15 protein-coding genes are annotated in these 17265 nt (G+C 63.8%); 7 read left to right on the top strand and 8 right to left on the bottom strand.

Features of this window, described 5'->3' with window-relative positions:
* Positions 1–8: 8 nt before the first annotated feature.
* Together NKJ23_RS18305 and NKJ23_RS18300 are read right to left on the bottom strand one after the other, a co-directional pair.
* Entirely contained in the window at positions 9–773 is a 765-nt protein-coding gene (locus tag NKJ23_RS18305; RefSeq protein WP_292663106.1) for an ATP-binding cassette domain-containing protein, read from the bottom strand.
* The gene (locus NKJ23_RS18300) at positions 770–1936 is read right to left on the bottom strand and encodes an ROK family transcriptional regulator (protein ID WP_352619162.1); all 1167 of its coding nucleotides are present in this window, start codon (positions 1934–1936) and stop codon (positions 770–772) included. Before NKJ23_RS18300 ends, NKJ23_RS18305 begins: the two co-directional genes overlap by 4 nt.
* 321 nt (positions 1937–2257) lie before the next feature.
* On the opposite strand from NKJ23_RS18300, the gene NKJ23_RS18295 reads away from it, so the two are divergent.
* Entirely contained in the window at positions 2258–3049 is a 792-nt protein-coding gene (locus tag NKJ23_RS18295) for an alpha/beta fold hydrolase (RefSeq protein WP_352575968.1), read from the top strand.
* A 75-nt stretch (positions 3050–3124) separates the two neighbouring features.
* Here NKJ23_RS18295 and NKJ23_RS18290 read toward each other — a convergent pair whose 3' ends face one another.
* A complete protein-coding gene (locus NKJ23_RS18290) occupies positions 3125–4405 on the bottom strand; it encodes a M23 family metallopeptidase (RefSeq protein WP_352681546.1) in 1281 nt (426 codons plus the stop codon).
* 138 nt (positions 4406–4543) lie between these two features.
* Positions 4544–5011 (bottom strand): peroxiredoxin, encoded by a 468-nt coding sequence (locus NKJ23_RS18285; protein WP_352575971.1) that lies wholly within the window; start codon positions 5009–5011, stop codon positions 4544–4546.
* A gap of 96 nt (positions 5012–5107) precedes the next feature.
* On the opposite strand from NKJ23_RS18285, the gene NKJ23_RS18280 reads away from it, so the two are divergent.
* Complete coding sequence (locus NKJ23_RS18280; protein WP_352681544.1) at positions 5108–8482, top strand: hypothetical protein; 3375 nt, start codon at positions 5108–5110, stop codon at positions 8480–8482.
* A 428-nt stretch (positions 8483–8910) separates the two neighbouring features.
* Here the strand turns inward: NKJ23_RS18280 and NKJ23_RS18275 are convergent, their stop codons facing one another.
* The gene (locus NKJ23_RS18275) at positions 8911–9474 is read right to left on the bottom strand and encodes a TetR/AcrR family transcriptional regulator (RefSeq protein WP_023674676.1); all 564 of its coding nucleotides are present in this window, start codon (positions 9472–9474) and stop codon (positions 8911–8913) included.
* 110 nt (positions 9475–9584) lie between these two features.
* On the opposite strand from NKJ23_RS18275, the gene NKJ23_RS18270 reads away from it, so the two are divergent.
* Both NKJ23_RS18270 and NKJ23_RS18265 read left to right on the top strand, forming a co-directional pair.
* Positions 9585–10373: an SDR family NAD(P)-dependent oxidoreductase gene (locus NKJ23_RS18270; RefSeq protein ID WP_352681542.1), complete on the top strand. Its 789-nt coding sequence runs from the start codon at positions 9585–9587 to the stop codon at positions 10371–10373.
* A gap of 58 nt (positions 10374–10431) precedes the next feature.
* Positions 10432–11526: an alkene reductase gene (locus NKJ23_RS18265; protein ID WP_352681540.1), complete on the top strand. Its 1095-nt coding sequence runs from the start codon at positions 10432–10434 to the stop codon at positions 11524–11526.
* Between the two features lie 221 nt (positions 11527–11747).
* On the opposite strand, the gene tyrS is transcribed toward NKJ23_RS18265, so the two are convergent.
* Positions 11748–13001 carry a tyrosine--tRNA ligase gene (gene tyrS, locus NKJ23_RS18260; RefSeq protein WP_352681538.1) on the bottom strand — a complete coding sequence of 418 codons (1254 nt, stop codon included), beginning with the start codon at positions 12999–13001 and terminating at the stop codon, positions 11748–11750.
* 385 nt (positions 13002–13386) lie between these two features.
* On the opposite strand from tyrS, the gene NKJ23_RS18255 reads away from it, so the two are divergent.
* The gene (locus tag NKJ23_RS18255) at positions 13387–14115 is read left to right on the top strand and encodes a glycosyltransferase family 2 protein (RefSeq protein ID WP_352681536.1); all 729 of its coding nucleotides are present in this window, start codon (positions 13387–13389) and stop codon (positions 14113–14115) included.
* Positions 14108–14440, top strand: a complete 333-nt coding sequence (locus NKJ23_RS18250) for a lipid-A-disaccharide synthase N-terminal domain-containing protein (RefSeq protein ID WP_023674681.1) — start codon at positions 14108–14110, stop codon at positions 14438–14440. Before NKJ23_RS18255 ends, NKJ23_RS18250 begins: the two co-directional genes overlap by 8 nt.
* Positions 14441–14481: 41 nt before the next feature.
* On the opposite strand, the gene NKJ23_RS18245 is transcribed toward NKJ23_RS18250, so the two are convergent.
* Positions 14482–15132 (bottom strand): FMN-binding negative transcriptional regulator, encoded by a 651-nt coding sequence (locus tag NKJ23_RS18245; RefSeq protein ID WP_352681534.1) that lies wholly within the window; start codon positions 15130–15132, stop codon positions 14482–14484.
* 6 nt (positions 15133–15138) lie between these two features.
* A complete protein-coding gene (locus NKJ23_RS18240) occupies positions 15139–15813 on the bottom strand; it encodes an alpha/beta hydrolase (protein WP_023674683.1) in 675 nt (224 codons plus the stop codon).
* A 238-nt stretch (positions 15814–16051) separates the two neighbouring features.
* Here NKJ23_RS18240 and NKJ23_RS18235 point away from each other — a divergent pair, with 238 nt between their 5' ends.
* On the top strand, positions 16052–17230 hold the full coding sequence (locus tag NKJ23_RS18235) for a cysteine desulfurase family protein (protein ID WP_352681532.1): 1179 nt from the start codon (positions 16052–16054) through the stop codon (positions 17228–17230).
* The last annotated feature ends 35 nt before the right edge of the window (positions 17231–17265 follow it).

Raw genomic sequence — 17265 nt, 5'->3', positions numbered from 1 at the left:
TTTGTCCCTCAGCTCGCCGGTCCGGCACCGGCGAGCGTCTCTCCGGTGATCATGTTGATCACCGCGTCGGGACTTGTTTTGTTGCGTGCGACGTCGCCCGCCACGACGCCTTGCCGGATCACCACGATCCGGTCGGCGACCTGGAAGGCCTGTTGCATGATATGAGTGATTATGACGACGCCGATGCCCTGGCTCGCCACCTGGCGGATCATGTCGAGGCCGCGCCGCGTCTGCTCGACGCCAAGCGCTGCGAACGGCTCGTCGAGAAGCACCAGCTTGCCGCCGAAATGCACGAACCGGTTGAGCTCGATGGCCTGTCGCTGACCGCCCGAGAGGTGCTCGACATTGGTGCGAAGCGAGGGAATGCGGGTGCCGGCGCTGGCCAGTGCCTTTTGTACCACCTGCTCCATGGCGCGCTCGTCGAGCACTGGAATGCCGAGAACCTTCCTGGTGATCTCGCGGCCCATGAAGAAATTGGCGACCACGTCGACATTGGTGCAAAGCGACAGGTCCTGGTAGACCGTCTCGATCCCCGCGGCCTTGGCCTCGGCGGGGGATTTGGCGAGGAATTCCTTGCCTTCGAACAGCATGCGGCCGGAGGTCGGCTCGAGGCCGCCGGCAATGATCTTGACCAGCGTCGATTTGCCGGCGCCGTTGTCGCCCAGAAGCGCCACCACTTCGCCCTTGTCGATCGAAAAGCTGATGCCTTTCAGCGCTTCGATGGCGCCGTAATTCTTGGCGACGTTGTCGAGCACCAGCAGCGGTTCGCTCATGCTGCGATCCCCTTGTTATGCAAGAGATCCCGACCGCGTTCGCGTTCGGCGGTGAAGATCTGGCCGAAGCGCGGCGAAAGCACCCCCGAAACGGCAAGTGCGGCGGCGCCGCGCAACACCGCATGCTGGCCGCCGCGTGCGACGCTGACGCGGGGCGTCGTGCGATCGCTTCGCGCCGAGACCGAATTGGGCAGGTGCGCGGCCGCGCCGGCAAGCCTTTCGAGCAGGTCGGTGGACGCCAGCCCGCCGAGGATGATGGTTTCGGGATCGAACAGGTTTTCGATGATGGTGACGGCGTTGCGGAAGATCGGCGCAATCTCGCTCACCCACTCGGCGTCGGCGATGTTGCGGCGCCGCAGCGCCTCGAGCGAGAGATACCGTTCGAGGCAGCCGCGATTGCCGCACGGGCAGGGCTCGCCGCCCGGCACCGCGGGAATGTGGCCGATTTCACCGGCGTTTCCCCAGGCGCCGCGCAATGCCGCCCCGTCATGCACCATGACGCCGCCGAGACCGACGCCGAAATAAAGATAGTAATACTCGGAATATGCCGTTCCGAGGCCGTAGAGGCGCTCGCCGATAGCAGCCGCCGCCATATCGGTTTCGAAAAAGGCCGGCAGTCCGGTCGAGGCGGCCAGCCGCTCGCGCAGCGCCACATCCTTCCAGCCGGTCATGGTGGTCGGCCCGACAAAGCTCATGGACTCCACGCCGAACGGTCCGGGCAGCGCCATGCCGATGCCGAGAACGCGGCCACCGGGCCGCAATGCCGTCAATTCGAGCACCATGGCGCCGATCAGCTCGAAAGCGTGGTCGGGCGTTGCATTTGGGGCTTCGCGGTAGGTGCTCTCGATAACATCGCCGCTTAGGTTGATCAGGGCGGCATTGATGCCCAGCGGGGTGACGTGGATGCCGACGGCATAGCCGCCTTCCGGATTGATGCGCAGCGTTGCCGGTGGCAGGCCGCGCCCCTTGGGCTCTTCGCGCAGCGACAACACGTAACCGTGCTCTTCCAGCTCGCGAACGATGGTAGACACCGTCTGCACGGTGAGCCCGACCCGCCTGGCAATGTCGCCGCGGGCGATCGGTCCGTGAAGGCGGATGGATTCGAGCACGATGCGCCGGTTATACGGCCGCCCGAACTCCTGATTGGTTCCCCGCAGTGCCATGCCTTGTGCCCTCGAGAAAGGCCAGACTGGCACTGAAGATTTATTCAGTCAAATGGAATTCAAAAATAATTCGCCTGTGGCCAAGGTCCTTCTAACGCCGGCGAATTCGCGCCCGCCGGCGGATGGGCCAACTCTGGCAATTTTCCAGTATGAAGCGCCACCGGCTGGACGGGAGCCAGGCATGACCTTGGCCGGCAATCCGATCAGCGCCCTGAAGCACATTTCGGAACCCGCCTGTGAGCCGGCCAGGGATCGGAGTTCGTTGCGCCTTTCCGTTGCAGGGAGCATACTTCCTCTCGCCGGTCTGCGGGAGGAGATGCGATGCCGAAGCTGACCCTCGACGGGATTGATCTCGGCTATGAGGTGCGGGGCGACGGGCCGCCGGTTCTGTTCGTCCACGGCAGCGTCACGAACGGCATGATGACATGGTCCGCCCAGCAACCGCTTGCGGAGCGCTGGAAGCTGGTTGTGGTCGACCGGCCCGGATACGGATCAAGTTCCCCTGCCGAACGCGAAGATTTCGTCGTCGACGCCAGACTGGTCGCCGGATTCCTCGATCGGACGCATGACCTCTGGGACGAAAGCCGCGTCCATCTGGTCGGGCATTCCTATGGCGGCGTCATCTCTCTTCTTGCAGCAGCGATGCGCCCGCGAGCAATCCGTTCGCTCACGGTGATCGAGCCGCCGGCCTTTGACCTTGCGCGCGGGGATGTTGCCGTGAATGAACTCGTGACGCGCCTGAAGACCCACTGGCAAAGCGGACCCCGCGACGATCCCGCGCTTTTCTTGCGCCAGTTCCTCCATCTGGTCGGCTCGGCGATACAATTGCCAGACCCGCTGCCGCCCCCGCTCGCGCAAGGGGCGGCCATGCTCGTCGTCGAACGCGGGCCATGGGAGGCCGAAATTCCGCTTCGGCAACTTGCCGATGCGCCGTTCCCGAAACTGGTGGTATCCGGCGGGCACAGCGCAGCATTCGACGCCGTCTGCGACGTGCTCGAAAACGTGCTTGGTGCCGATCGTGCCGTGATCGCCGGCGCGGGGCACAGCGTTCAGCAGACCGGTGAGCCGTTCAACCGGCGGCTCGGCGCGTTCATGGCTGCTGCTGAGGGCTGAAAGCGATCTATCTTTGATATTGCCTGGCGGGCGGTTGGCCGCGCGCCAGGCTTCACGCCGAATGAATCGCCGGCTCTACAGATACCGCTCGACCTTCTTGCCGACCGTCAGAAACCGCAGCGGATCGATTGCCTCGCCGTTGTGGCGGACCTCGTAATGCAGATGCGGGCCGGTTGAGCGGCCGCTGTTGCCGGTCTTGCCGATGATGTCTCCGGCATCGAGCTTCTGTCCGACGGCGACCTCGATTTCGCTGAGATGCCCGTAACGCGTCACAAAACCGTTGCCGTGGTCGACCTCGATCATGCGGCCGTAGCCGCCGTTCCAGCCGGCCTTGACGACAACGCCGGCTGCCGTGACCTTGGCCGGCATACCGACCGGCGCCCTGAAATCCATGCCGGAATGCAAGGCGGCCGTGCCGAGGATGGGGTCGGTGCGCACGCCGAATGGGCTGGTAACGCTGCGGCCGGGGGCGGGGTTGGCGAGCGGCAGCCGGCGTGCCTCCTTTTTCAGATGATCCAACGCGTCAAGCGCTTCGTCCAACTCCTTGACCTTGCTGTCGAAAACCAACGAGCTGTCGAGCGGTATCAGCGGCCCGCCGACGTCGCTCTTTTCGAATTCGCTATCGACGGGCAGGCCGGCGGCCTCGAGCGCCTGCGAGATCGCGTCGGCGCTCTTGTAGGCATTGTCGGCAAGTGTGGCGATGCGGGTGAGCTGCTGGCTCTCGATTGCCTTCAGCGAGTTGTTGATCGAAACGAAGAGCTTGTCTGCCCGGTCGGCCGCACTTTCGCTCGGCAGCGGATCGGCGCGGGTCGACCACAGTGAGAACGGCCTGGTGTCGTTGCTGGGAAGGGGCACAGCAAGGCTGGCGACGGAATAGGCCATCGGCTGGATGCTGCCGGTCGCGTCGGCATGTTCGTCCGGCTTTGCCGTCGGCACGGGCGGCGTTGCGACCTCGTTTTCGGCTCGTTCGAGGATCGGGCCGAGGCGGCCGTGACGCAGGCTGAGCTGGCTCTGCCGTTCCAGCAGCTCGCTGACCTTGGTTTCCATCAGTTGCTGATCGAGTAGCTGGCGGCTGGTGATGCGGTCGACCTGGCTGCGCAGTGCCGAGATGCGGTCTTCGTAGGCCTGCTGCATGCGCGCCTGCCGCGCCGTCGTGGCGCCGATCAGATCGTCGCGCAGCACCAGATAGGAGGTCGCCAGCAGGTAGCCAATGACGATCGCCGCCAGCGCCGAGCCGCAAAATGCAGCCAGCCATGGGCGTATGGTGAAATGCCTTATCTGGTCGCCCCGGGCGATGATGACCGTGTGGGGCTCTTTGCGTCTGCCGAAGACCGCTGACTGACTGGCTACGTTCACGGGACCAAGCTTTCGTTACGACACCAACGACAAGCCTGATTACACATTATTAGGGTTAACAAAGTTTTGCCGGATCGAACGACAGCCAAAGGTCTTCGCGCAAAACGGGCATCGAATTGCAGCGGACTGGCGCAGCTCTCAAAGGGCGCGAACCGCCTCCAGCACCTCTTCGGCGTGCCCCTTGACGCGGACGTTGCGCCAGATCCTGGCGATGCGTCCGTCCCGGCCGATCAGGAACGTCGCCCGCTCGACGCCCATATAGGTGCGGCCGTAGAGCTTCTTTTCCACCCACAAATGGTAAGCCTCGATCACTTTGCGCTCTTCGTCGGCGACAAGGTCGACGCTCAGATCGTATTTCGCCTTGAATTTGTCGTGTTTCTTGACGCTGTCCGGCGAGAGCCCGATGACGACAGCGCCGGCCTTTTCGAACTCCGGCTTCAACTGCGAAAAGCCGATCGCCTCGTTGGTGCAGCTTGTGGTGTCGTCCTGTGGGTAGAAATAGAGTACGATGGGTTTTCCCAGCAATGCGGCGAGGCTGAGTGAACCGCCGCCGTCGCGCGGAAGATCGAACTGCGGCGCAACATCGCCCACGTCGAGGTCAGCCATATCGATGCCCTTGTTTGAGGTTACGCGCCAGGCTGCACCGATATAATGTCGAGCGGGGATTCGTCCACGATCGAATTCGTTTCAACGGAAGATTGCGTGGATCAGGAGCTACCGCAGCACGAGAAGATCAGGTTCAGGCGTGACGAGATCACCGACCTGGGAACCTTTCCGTCCGCGTGCCGCGTCCCGCCGCTCGGCCAGGCGTCGATCGGTCGCGGCGTCCGTTTGATGGCGCGGCTGTTTGCCGGCCTTGTCGCCCTTGTGCTGCTGGCTGCCGCCGGCGTCTACGCGATCGGCGTGTCCGGCTTCGGCTCGGAGCGGCTTCGCGCGGAAGCCGAAACGGCAATCGAGAAATTGGCCGGCTTCGATGTCGACGTTGCCGTCGGGCCGGCACGGCTGACGCTTGACGGGTCGAGCTTCATTGCGCTGCAGGTCAGCGACGTCAGCCTCAAGACCGCCGACGGAAAACCAATGGCCGATGCCGGCCGGGTCCGCTTCGGCATCCGGCTGATCCCGTTGCTTTCGGGCGAGGTACGGCTGACCAGCGCCCGGATTTCCGACGCGCACATCGTCATGGCGGCAATGCCGTCCGGCGGCGACTGGACGGCCGAGCTGCGCAACCAGCACGGCCTCATCGATCCGGAAAAACTTTCCGCCGCCGTCTTCGCCAACCTCAACCGCGCGCTCGACGCGGTGCGCGAGGATTCGATGCGCCAGATCGATCTGCGCAACGTCGAACTGGCACTGCCCGAGACCGGATCGGTCAAGTCGGTCACCATCGCCGACGCCTCCGTCTCGCAGTCGGGACCGGGAAGCATGGAGTTTTCATCCGACGCGGATGTCGACGGCAGGGCGCTTACCATCGCCGCTTCCGCCACCCGCGATCCGGCGACGCGACGCATCACCACGCTGGACGCCAGCATCCAGGCAGCGGACGCCGACACTGCGGCAGGTGGCAAATTGGGTGCGATCGCCTTGAAGCTGGCGGGGTCGGAAGGGACCGGCGACAACGGTTCGCGGCTGACCGCTGCCCTGTCACTGACCGGATCGGTGCTCGATCTCGGTTCGCGCGGCCTGCTTCCGGCCGACATCGATCTCGATGCAACACTCGTCGCCGGGTCGAACAAAATCCAGGTCGACAGTTTGCTGGTGAAAACCGGCCGCTCGACCTTCGATTTCGCCGGTTCGATCGGGCCGAAGCCGGCTACCGGCGCAGCGGGCGAGGAGCCATCCTATCGTTACGACCTGACCAGCGACGGTTCGACCCTGGCGCCTTCCGATTCGCCGGAGCCGGCGCTCAGCTTCATTGCCCGTATCGCCGGCGTCTACCAGCCGACGAGCCAAAAGCTGGTCGCCGAGCAGATCGGCGTCCGGTCCGGACCGGGCAGCGAAGTGCTGGGCACGGCTTCGGTTTCATTCGTCGCCAACCAGGCGCCGGGCATATCGGTGGCGCTCAATGTCCACGACATGCCGGTCTCGCACGTCAAGCAATTATGGCCATGGTTTTCGGCGCGCAATGCCAGGCTGTGGGTGCTTAAGAACCTGTTCGGCGGCCGCGTGGTCGATGGCAGCCTGCAGTTCCAGGTCGTGCCCGGACGGCTCGGCAACGGCGTGCCGCTTTCCGCCGATGAAGTGTTCGGCCGATTCCAGGTCGAAGGATCGCGCTTCGATACGGCCGGCCGCATTCCGCCGATCCGCGATGCCGTCGGCGTTGTCGGCTTCCACGGCAATGACGTCGACGTCGCGCTGTCGTCGGGCAGCGTCTATATGCCGAGCGGCCGCACGGTGGCGGCGAGCAACGGCACGCTCACCGTCAAGGCGGCGAACCATCCGCCGGTGATCGGCGCGCTCGACATCGATGTTGCCGGCGAGGCGCCGGCAATCGCCGAGCTGGCATCGTTTGACCCGATCAACGCCATGCGCCATGTCGGCCTTCTGCCGGACGACCTGTCCGGCACGGTGACCGGCCACGTCAAGGCCGATATTCCCCTGCAGTCCGGTGTCGACTCTTCCAAACTCGATTGGCTGGTGGCGCTCGACTACAAGGACCTGTCGCTGGGCAAGCCGTTCGAGGGCCAGACGGTCAGCCATGCCGACGGCTCGATCACGGTCGCGCCCGACCGGGCGGTGATCTCGGCCAAGGCGCTGCTCAACGGCATTCCGGCCGAGCTCGACCTGATCGAGCCGCTCAGGGATGGCGGCCCGCCGCGCAGTCGTAAAGTGGCGCTGGTGCTCGACGACAAGACGCGCGCCACCGCCATGCCTGGCCTGTCGACGCTGCTTTCCGGAACCATCAAGGTGGCGATCGACAAGAGCGGTAGCGGCAACCAGAACGTGTCGGCCGACCTGACCAATGCCAGGCTGGACATTCCCTGGGCCGGCTGGAGCAAGGGGCCCGGCATTCCCGCCAAGGTCGTCTTCGCCATGGCGAAGACCGGCGACACCACGACGCTGTCCAATTTCGAACTCGACGGCAAGACCTTCTCCATCGACGGCAGCGCCGTGCTGGTCAACGGCGCCTTGTCCTCGGCCCGGTTCAGCAAGGTCACGTTGAACAGGGGCGACGACGTCGCCGTCTCGGTGAAGCGGTCGGGCAAGGCCTATGCGGTCGAGGTTAGCGGCAGCGCGCTGGACGCACGCTCGCTGATCAAGCAATTCACGTCCGACGTCGACACCGCCACCAAGACCACCGGCGTCGATGCGATCTCGGTCAGCGCCGACGTCAGTTCCCTGACCGGCTTCCACGACGAGGTGCTGTCGAATTTGAAGCTCGACTACAGCGCCGCCGGCTCCCGGGTGAACGGGCTCAAGGTGAGCGCCACGGCAAGTTCGGGAGCCGCCATCACCATCAGCAACACGACCGGCGGCGGCCTGCGCACGCTCAACATGAAGTCGGCCGACGCCGGCGCCATACTGCGCTTCCTCAATATCTACGAGCATATGGAAGGCGGCTCGATAACGCTGGCGCTGACCGGGGCCGGCGACGGGCCGATGAAAGGCCAGGTCGACGCCAAGAACTTCTTTATCGTCAATGAGCCGAAGCTCGCCTCGATCGTGTCGACGACGCCGGCCGGCGACAACCGCAGCCTCAACGAAGCGGTCAAAGGCAATCTCGACACGTCGAGGGTGAAGTTCGAGCGCGGTTTCAGCGAAATCGACAAGGGCAGCGGCTATCTGAAGCTGCGCAACGGCGTGCTGCGCGGCTCACGCATCGGCACCACCTTCCAGGGCACGTTGTACGACCAGAACAACAATATGGACATGACCGGCACGTTCATGCCGGCCTACGGCGTAAACCGCATCTTCGGCGAACTGCCGCTGATCGGCGCACTGCTCGGCAACGGCCGCGACCGCGGCCTGATCGGCGTCACCTACAGGCTCAAGGGCAACGCCAACAAGCCGATCCTCGACGTCAATCCGCTATCGGTAATCGCGCCCGGGATTTTCAGGTCGATCTTCGAGTATCGCTGAGGTCAAAACCCAATTACCTCGAGCGACCGAGTTTTGATCTTAAGCGGCCGCTCGTCCGACCCGCGAATTCACGCCCATGATCCAAAGGCGACTGACGTCCGCCCGGGCCTAAATGGCCGCTTTGCGCCTAATGTCGGCCGTTAAAGTTAGTTGTGCCACCGCCTTACAGCGGACAACACCGGCGACCGCGCTTGAGGGCGTAGTTGCGCCAGGAGCGGTCATTCGATGTTCTGCCGTTGAACGGCTTCATTCGCCAGTTTAGCGGAAATTGGGCGACAGCATGGTTGCCTCAACAGGGAAGTTCGAAACCCTCTTGGTCCGCGAATCCCGCTGATTGCACGCTGCGGTGCGATATTCTGCAAGATAGCCACCCAACCAACGCCGATAGCCGCATTGCTCTCGACAAGAGCACTCCTGCCGCAGACCACCTAGCTGGCAGACACTTGGCTGATCCCGGCATCGACCCAGGCACGCGTCTGCTCAAGCACTTCATCCGAGAGCGCGGGATCGTCGATCGCCCGGGCGAGGATTACTGCCCCCACCATCGCTGCCCAGCTTCCGATCGCCGCGCGGCGTCTGTCTGCCGGATCCAACTCCGGGAGCGCCTTGCCGATACGGTCGATCTGCGATCGTAGGCCTTCCGTCATGGCCGAGCGTGCAGCCGGGGTCTGATGGCGGATGGCTGCGGCAAGGCCCGCCGTCGGGCAACCGCCGGCGCAGTTGTCGCGATGCCGGGGCGAAAGATAGGAACCTACATAAGCGCGAAGATCGCCCCCTCCGCCTGAGTCCGCGGCGAGGACGTGGGCAAGGGTCTGCGCGATCAGGTCGTCCTTCGAACTGAAATGGCCATAGAAGCCGCCATGGGTGAGCCCGGCGGCCTTCATCACTTCCGCCACGCTGACCGCGTCGAACCCCTTCTCGCGAAAAAGCCGGCTGGCCGCATCCAATATCCGGTGACGGTTCTCCGCCATCTGCTCTCGACTGACCTTCATTTCAAAATTCTCCGTCGGCCCCGTTGACATTTACATGATGCCCATCATATTTAGCCGCAATCATGATGATCGTCATGAATATAGGTTCCATCAGAGAAAAGAGCAATGCCATGACCACCATTCCATCAGTCCTCATCACCGGCGCCTCCACGGGCATCGGAGCTTCCTATGCCGAACGGTTCGCCCGCCGCGGACACGACCTCGTGCTGGTTGCCCGTGACGTGGCACGAATGGAGGCACTGGGAGCCCGGCTCCGTCAGGAAACTGGCGTTGCGATCGACATCATCCAGGCTGATCTTACGCAGCCTGCCGAGCTTGCAACGGTAGAGACGAGGCTGCGCGATGACGCCCGCATCGGGATTCTCGTCAACAATGCCGGAACAGCCATCGGCGGAAGCTTCATCGAGCAGAGTACCGATGACGTCGCCCGGCTGGTTGCGCTCAACACGACCGCGCTTCTGCGACTTGCCAGCGCCATCGCCCCGCGACTTGCGAAGGCGGGTGCAGGGACGATCGTCAACATCGGTTCCGTGGTCGGGCTGGCGCCGGAGTTCGGCATGACTGTCTACGGCGCAACCAAAGCCTTCGTGCTGTTTCTGTCGCAGGGGCTCAGCCTCGAGCTTGCGTCGAAGGGCGTCTACGTCCAAGCCGTGCTGCCCGCCACGACGCGAACCGAGATCTGGGGCCACGTCGGCGCCGACATCAACACGCTCTCCAACGTGATGGAGGTGGACGATCTGGTTGACGCGGCGCTGGTCGGCTTCGACCGGCGCGAACCGGTGACCATCCCGCCACTCCCCGATGCCGGTCAGTGGGACGCGCTTCAGGCCGCGCGCCAGGCCATGCTTCCGAACTATCGGAACGAACATGCCGCCGAGCGGTACCGCAAGGTCGCCTGAGCACCAACGAATCCATTTGATAACGACCTCGTCGCGGCGGGGACAAACAAGGTGACCTATGACCAACAAAGCACTTTTTGAGCCTTATTCTCTCGGCTCGCTGACGCTCTCCAATCGTATCGTCATGGCGCCCCTGACGCGCAATCGCGCTGGCCCGGGCTTCGTTCCGGGCGATCTTGCCGCCGAGTATTACGGCCAGCGGGCCTCCGCCGGCCTGCTGATCTCCGAGGCCACGCAGATCTCGCGGCAGGGACAAGGTTACCAGGACACGCCCGGCATCTATTCTCAGGCTCAGATCGACGGCTGGCGAAAGGTCACGACCGCGGTGCACGCCAAGGACGGGCGGATTTTCCTGCAGCTCTGGCACGTCGGCCGCGTCTCGCACGTCGATCTGCAGGAGAACGGCGCCGCGCCCGTCGCGCCCTCGGCAATCCGGGCCGCGACCAAGACGTTCGTGAACAACGGCTTTGTCGAGGTTTCGGCGCCCCGCGCGCTGGCGCTCGACGAGCTTCCCGGGATCGTCAACGATTTCCGGCAAGCAGCCGCGAACGCCATTGAGGCCGGCTTCGATGGCGTCGAGATTCATGGCGCCAACGGCTATCTGCTGGACCAGTTCGCCAAGGACGGTGCCAATGTCCGCACGGATGCTTATGGCGGATCGGTCGAGAACCGCGCCCGGCTGATGCTGGAGGTTGCGACTGCGGTGGTCGAGGAGATCGGCGCAGAGCGCACCGGCATCCGGATTTCGCCCGTCTCGCCCGCCAACGGCGTCTCGAGCAGCGCCCCCCAGGCGCAGTTCGACTATATCGTCGATCAACTCGATGCTTTGGGCATCGTCTATATCCATGTCGTCGAGGGCGCCACGGGCGGATCGCGCGATGTCGCGCCGTTCGACTTCGGATCGCTCCGCCGGCGCTTCAACAATACCTATATCGCCAATAACGGCTATGACCTCGACCTCGCGGCGTCGCGGCTCGCCGAGGGCAAGGCGGACCTCTTCGCCTTCGGGCGCCCGTTCATCGCCAATCCCGACCTTGTGGAACGGCTGAAGATGCGCACGCCGCTGACGGAGTTCAACTCGGCGACGCTCTATGGCGGCGGCTCCGCTGGCTATACCGACTATCCCGCGATCGCCGCCTCAAGCCGCCCATGAGCTATCGGAGGGCGGCGCCTGCGAGGCAGCCATCCCACGTGACAGCAGCGCCTCAGGGCATCTCTCTGGCGCTGTGCTCGTTCCGATCGATGAGACGAATGGCATCTCGGCCATTCTCGGGAGCTAGCTGATTAACCTCGGCGGTGATTCCGAACCGAAGGTCAGCGCCGCAAGATGAAACCGGTTTCGGAAAAGATCTAACAGGAAGTGCCGGGCCCTGATCAGACCGGCCGCACTAGAACGTGTTTCTTCTTGCCGAGCGACAGTTTCGCGACGTTTTCCGGGCCAAGGTCCTGCAGCGTCACCATCCTGCGATCGTCGGCCACGAGCTGGTCGTTGAGGCGCACGGCGCCGCCCTGGATATGCCGCCGTGCCTCGCCGTTGGACCCAGCCAGCCCGGCAGTGACGAACAGCGACAATATGCCGACGCCGGCTTCAAGATCGGCCCTGCCCACCTCGACGGTTGGCAGTGTTTCGGCCAGCGCCCCTTCTTCGAACGTCTTACGCGCCGTTTCGCTGGCCTCCTCCGCCGCCTCGCGGCCATGCAGCATGGCGGTGATCTCGGTGGCGAGAATCTTCTTGGCTTCGTTGATCTCCGAGCCGCCGAGCCGTTCGAGGCGTGCGACCTCGGCGAGTGGCAGGGTCGTGTAGAGCTTCAGGAAACGGCCGACATCGGCGTCCTCGGTGTTGCGCCAGTATTGCCAGAACTCGTACGGGCTCAGCATCTCCGCATCGAGCCAGACCGCGCCCGATGCCGACTTGCCCATCTTGGCGCCGGACGAGGTGGTGAGCAGCGGCGTCGTCAGCGCATAGAGCTTCGCGCCTTCCATGCGATGGCCGAGATCGATGCCGTTGACGATGTTGCCCCACTGGTCGGAGCCGCCCATCTGCAGCCGGCAGCCGAGGCGCTTGTAGAGCTCGACGAAATCGTAGGCCTGCAGGATCATGTAGTTGAATTCGAGGAACGACAGCGACTGCTCGCGATCCAGCCGGAGCTTGACCGAATCAAAGGCCAGCATGCGGTTGACCGAAAAATGCCGGCCGACATCGCGCAGGAAATTGACGTAGTTGATGTCCATCAGCCAGTCGGCATTGTTGATCATGACGGCGTCGTTGGGGCCGCCGCCAAATTTGAGGTAGGGCGTGAAGTTGCGGCGGATGCCGGCGAGATTGTCCTCGATGTCCTGCGGCGTCAAAAGCTTGCGCGCCTCGTCCTTGAACGACGGATCGCCGATCATCGAGGTGCCGCCGCCCATCAGCGCGATCGGCCGGTGGCCGGTCTGCTGCAGCCAGTAAAGCATCATGATCTGGATCAGCGACCCGGCATGCAGGCTCCTGGCGGTGGCGTCGAAGCCGATATAGGCGCTCACCGTTTCCGTGGCGAAAAGCTGGTCGAGGCCGGCATCGTCCGAGGTCTGGTGGATGAAACCGCGCTCGCTCATCGTGCGCAGGAAATCGGATTTGAAGGCGGACATTTTCTTTCCCGAAAAGCTTCCGGCCGAACGCGGCTCGGCTATGCATGAAGGCGGGCGTTTAGCACTCAAGCGCGATCAGCAAAAGTGGAATCCGGTTTTGCGACACCCTCTTGCCTTCTCCCCTTGTGGGAGAAGGTGGATTGGCGCGCAGCGCCAAGACGGTTGAGGGGTGTTGGACTGAGTGCCGTCGTTGCCAAGCTGGAACAGCCCTCATCCGACCGCGCTTCGCGTGGCCACCTTCTCCCACAAGGAGAAGGGAGAACCCCAAGCGTGCGGCCTGCTTGCGTCATTGTTTCGGCTGGCGTAATGAGGCGCCGCGCCAGCGGGGCTCTTCCTCTGGACCGCGCGGCATCGATCGAATGCCATATCCTGTGACAGAGTCGAGATGCCGGAGATATCCATCGTCATTCCTTGCCGGAACGAGGCGGCGAACCTGCCGCTTCTGCTCGACGAGATCGCCGCCGCCATGGCCGGGCGCGACTTCGAGGTCATCGTCGTCGACGATGGCTCGACCGACGACACGCCTTCGGTGCTTGCCGCACAAGCAGCGCTTCGCCGGTTTCCGCTGCGCCATCTCAGGCATCAGAAATCCGCCGGCCAGTCGCTCTCGGTGCGTTCGGGCGCCTGGGCGGCGCGCGGCGATATCGTCGCCACCATCGACGGCGACGGCCAGAACGACCCCGGTTATATCCCAGTGTTGATAGACGCGCTGCGGCAGGCTGGTCCCGATGTCGGGGCCGCGCAGGGACAGCGTCTGAAGCGCCGCGACAGCAAGATCAAGCAGCTGGCGTCGCGTTTCGCCAACGGGCTGAGAAAGGCCATCCTGCACGACGAGACGCGGGATACCGGCTGCGGCCTCAAGGCGATCCATACCGACATTTTGAGGAAATTGCCGTTCTTCGACGGCACCCACCGCTTTGTTCCGGCGCTGGTCATCCAGGAGGGCTACCGAGTCGTCCATTGCGACGTCGTCGACCGCTCCCGCCGTCACGGCAAATCGAATTACGGCATCTTCGATCGCGGCCTGCAGGGCGTGCTCGACCTTGCCGGCGTCTGGTGGCTGCGCCGCAGGCGCCGCAGAATGCCTAAAGTAGAGGAAATCAGGCATGGGTAACGTGCTTCAGGAATTGGCGACCTGGCTTCACGATGTTTTCGTCAAGCAATTCGATGCCTGGGTTCTGCTTGGCTTCGTCGCCCAGTTCTTCTTCACCATGCGCTTTCTGGTGCAGTGGGTGGCGTCGGAAAAGGCCAAGCGCAGCGTCGTGCCGATCGCCTTCTGGTTCTTTTCGCTGTTCGGCGGCGGCCTGCTGCTGATCTACGCCATCCAGCGTCAGGATCCGGTGTTCATCGCCGGCCAGGCCATGGGCCTGTTGATCTATATCCGCAATCTCTGGCTGATCGCCAACGAGCGCAAGGCGGCGATGACGAAGGTCGATTGAGCCCTCGACCGGCCTGAAACCGGTCGAGCAAGCAATCCAGATTACTTGCCGTCCAGCCCGCCATAGGACCTTACCAGCCGGACCATGTCGGCCGAGTTGGCAGTCTCGCTCTCGAGCCCCTCGGCGACACCGACGCGGTCGGCGGCCGGGCGGTTCTGGCTGACTTTCCATTTGCCGCTGATTTCGGTGACTTCGATCTCCAGGCCGACGATGCCTTTGATCTGCGACTGGATGAAGGGTGCCGGCGCGTCGGTCACCGCCCACGGCGCCGAGCGGCTGCCCTCCTGCGACATCGTCAGATCGGAAATCTGCTCGGCCAGCCAATCCTGGTCTTCGATCACCGTGACGATGCCGCGCACCTGGACGATGGCGTAGTTCCAGGTCGGTACCACCTTGCCGGTTTCACGCTTGGTCTCGTACCAGGACGGCGTCACATAGGCATCGGCGCCCTGGAAGACGACCAGTACCGGCGCCAGGGGATTGTCGGCCAAAAGCCGCCATTGCGGATTGGCTTTGGCCAAATGGGCGCGGAGCCTGCCGTTCGGCGGCACATCCGCGTCAAGAAGAAAGGGAATCGCGTTGGCGACCGGCCCCTCGACGCCGTTCGACACCAGCAAGCCAAGCGGATGCGCCCGGATCAGCCCGTGCAGGACGTCCGGCCGTGTTTCCTGGAAGTGAGGCGGTTGGTACATCGCCGATTATCTCAGACGCTTCGGCCGTGGGTCGGACAATTCCCCGGCCAGCCGGCGATCGAGGTAGTCCGCGCATTCCTCGATCAGAAGCTCAGCATGGTTGGCAAAGAAATGGTTGGCGCCGGGCAAGGTCTTCTGGGTGATGGTAATGCCCTTTTGCGTGTGCAGCTTGTCGACCAGGCCCTGCACGTCCTTTGGCGGCGCGACCTTGTCGGCGTCGCCGTGTATGATCAGGCCGGATGACGGGCAGGGCGCCAGGAACGAGAAATCATAGGTATTGGGCTGCGGCGCGACCGAGATGAAGCCCTCGATCTCCGGCCGGCGCATCAGAAGCTGCATGCCGATCCACGAGCCGAACGAATAGCCGGCAACCCAGCAACTCTTGGAATCCGGATGCAGCGACTGCACCCAGTCGAGCGCCGCGGCGGCGTCGGACAATTCGCCGGTGCCGTGGTCGAACTCGCCCTGGCTGCGGCCGATGCCGCGGAAATTGAAGCGCAGCGTGGTGAAATTGCGCTTCTGGAACATGTAGAAGAGGTCGTAGACGATCTTGTTGTTCATCGTCCCGCCGAACTGGGGGTGCGGGTGCAGGACGATGGCAATCGGCGCGCTCTTTTCCTTCGAGGGCTGATAGCGACCCTCCAGGCGGCCGGCCGGACCGGTGAAAATGACCTCAGGCATGAAATACTCCACTTGGCATAAATTGCGCGGCGCCCGGAACAACTTTTCCTCTGGCCTTGACGCAGGGCGAGCGTCTTTCTAGAAGCTAGTTTAGAATTGTTCAAAACTGGGCGGCCAAAAATTGTGGCTCGGCCACCCGCGCCGCAAGCCGCGTAAATAGGACGTCTTGCCTTGCAATTTCAAGGAAATAACGCGCTATCTTCGCGGAACGGCTTTTGAAGGGACCAGTTGGACGGAAATGGCCGGAGCACGCGCCTACCTCGACTACAACGCCAGCGCGCCGCTGCTTGCCTCGGCGCGCGCGGCCGTGGTGGCTGCGCTCGACGTCGCCGCCAACCCGTCCTCGGTTCATGCCGAGGGCCGCGCTGCACGGCGGCTGATCGAGGACGCCAGGCGCGACGTGGCGCGACTGGTCAACGCCAGGGCCGAGCATGTCGTATTCACCTCCGGCGCGACGGAAGCGGCCTCGACGCTGCTGACGCCGGACTGGCAGATGGGGCGCGGCGCCGTCCGCATGAGCCGGCTCTATGTGTCCGAGGCCGATCATCCTTGCCTGCTGAACGGCGGGCGTTTCCCAGCGGCGCAGGTGACACGGATCGGCGTCGACACCGACGGCGTCGTCAGGCTCGACGTTTTGGCCGAGGCTCTCGCCCAGCATGACAAGGCCGAAGGCTTGCCGCTGGCGGCCATCCACGCTGCCAACAATGAGACGGGCGTGATCCAGCCGATTGGCCACATTGCCGAAATCGTCAAGGCGGCGGGTGGCATCCTGGTTGTCGATGCCGTGCAGGCGGCCGGCCGCATTCCGCTCGATATGTCAGCGGGTTACGCAGACTATCTGCTTCTCTCGTCGCACAAGATCGGCGGACCCAAGGGCGTCGGCGCCATTGTCGCGGCGTCGGACCTGATGATGCCGAAGCCGCTGGTCAGCGGCGGCGGCCAGGAAAAGGGCCATCGCGGCGGCACCGAAAACCTGGCGGCGATTGCCGGGTTTGGCGCGGCGGCGCGTGAGGCGTCTGCCGGCTTGCAAACGATCGAAACGGTGCGGCAGCGTCGCGACGAAATCGAGGCGATCGTGAAAACGCTTGTTCCGGACGCCGAAATCTTCGGGACCGGCACGCCAAGGCTTGCCAATACGACATTCTTCGCTATTGCCGGTATCAAGGCCGAGACGGCGCAGATTGCCTTCGACCTGGCCGGTGTGGCGCTGTCGGCGGGATCGGCCTGTTCGTCGGGCAAGGTCGGCCCGAGCCATGTGCTGAAAGCGATGGGTTACGGTGACGGCCTCGGCGCGTTGCGCGTGTCCATCGGCCACGCGACCAGCGCCGAAGACATTGAGCTGTTCCGTTCGGCGCTGGCGACGATCGTCGCGCGCCAAGCCGGTAAGGAAAAGGCAAGCAGGGAACGAGCCGCCTGAGCGCGGCAGACGAAATGTAGGGCCTTGCGGCCTGG

Source organism: Mesorhizobium sp. M0184, from assembly GCF_040322215.1.
In the GTDB taxonomy this organism is placed as follows: domain Bacteria; phylum Pseudomonadota; class Alphaproteobacteria; order Rhizobiales; family Rhizobiaceae; genus Mesorhizobium.
The sequence above is the reverse complement of the archived record's forward strand: the minus strand, read 5'-3'. Positions and strand labels throughout refer to the sequence as shown.

Bases quoted from the DNA above. Each gene is read 5' to 3' on its own strand.
- NKJ23_RS18305 (WP_292663106.1), bottom strand. From the start codon at position 773: ATGAGCGAACCGCTGCTGGTGCTCGACAACGTCGCCAAGAATTACGGC.
- NKJ23_RS18300 (WP_352619162.1), bottom strand. From the start codon at position 1,936: ATGGCACTGCGGGGAACCAATCAGGAGTTCGGGCGGCCGTATAACCGG.
- NKJ23_RS18295 (WP_352575968.1), top strand. From the start codon at position 2,258: ATGCCGAAGCTGACCCTCGACGGGATTGATCTCGGCTATGAGGTGCGG.
- NKJ23_RS18285 (WP_352575971.1), bottom strand. From the start codon at position 5,011: ATGGCTGACCTCGACGTGGGCGATGTTGCGCCGCAGTTCGATCTTCCG.
- NKJ23_RS18275 (WP_023674676.1), bottom strand. From the start codon at position 9,474: ATGAAGGTCAGTCGAGAGCAGATGGCGGAGAACCGTCACCGGATATTG.
- NKJ23_RS18270 (WP_352681542.1), top strand. From the start codon at position 9,585: ATGACCACCATTCCATCAGTCCTCATCACCGGCGCCTCCACGGGCATC.
- NKJ23_RS18265 (WP_352681540.1), top strand. From the start codon at position 10,432: ATGACCAACAAAGCACTTTTTGAGCCTTATTCTCTCGGCTCGCTGACG.
- tyrS (WP_352681538.1), bottom strand. From the start codon at position 13,001: ATGTCCGCCTTCAAATCCGATTTCCTGCGCACGATGAGCGAGCGCGGT.
- NKJ23_RS18255 (WP_352681536.1), top strand. From the start codon at position 13,387: ATGCCGGAGATATCCATCGTCATTCCTTGCCGGAACGAGGCGGCGAAC.
- NKJ23_RS18250 (WP_023674681.1), top strand. From the start codon at position 14,108: ATGGGTAACGTGCTTCAGGAATTGGCGACCTGGCTTCACGATGTTTTC.
- NKJ23_RS18245 (WP_352681534.1), bottom strand. From the start codon at position 15,132: ATGTACCAACCGCCTCACTTCCAGGAAACACGGCCGGACGTCCTGCAC.
- NKJ23_RS18240 (WP_023674683.1), bottom strand. From the start codon at position 15,813: ATGCCTGAGGTCATTTTCACCGGTCCGGCCGGCCGCCTGGAGGGTCGC.
- NKJ23_RS18235 (WP_352681532.1), top strand. From the start codon at position 16,052: ATGGCCGGAGCACGCGCCTACCTCGACTACAACGCCAGCGCGCCGCTG.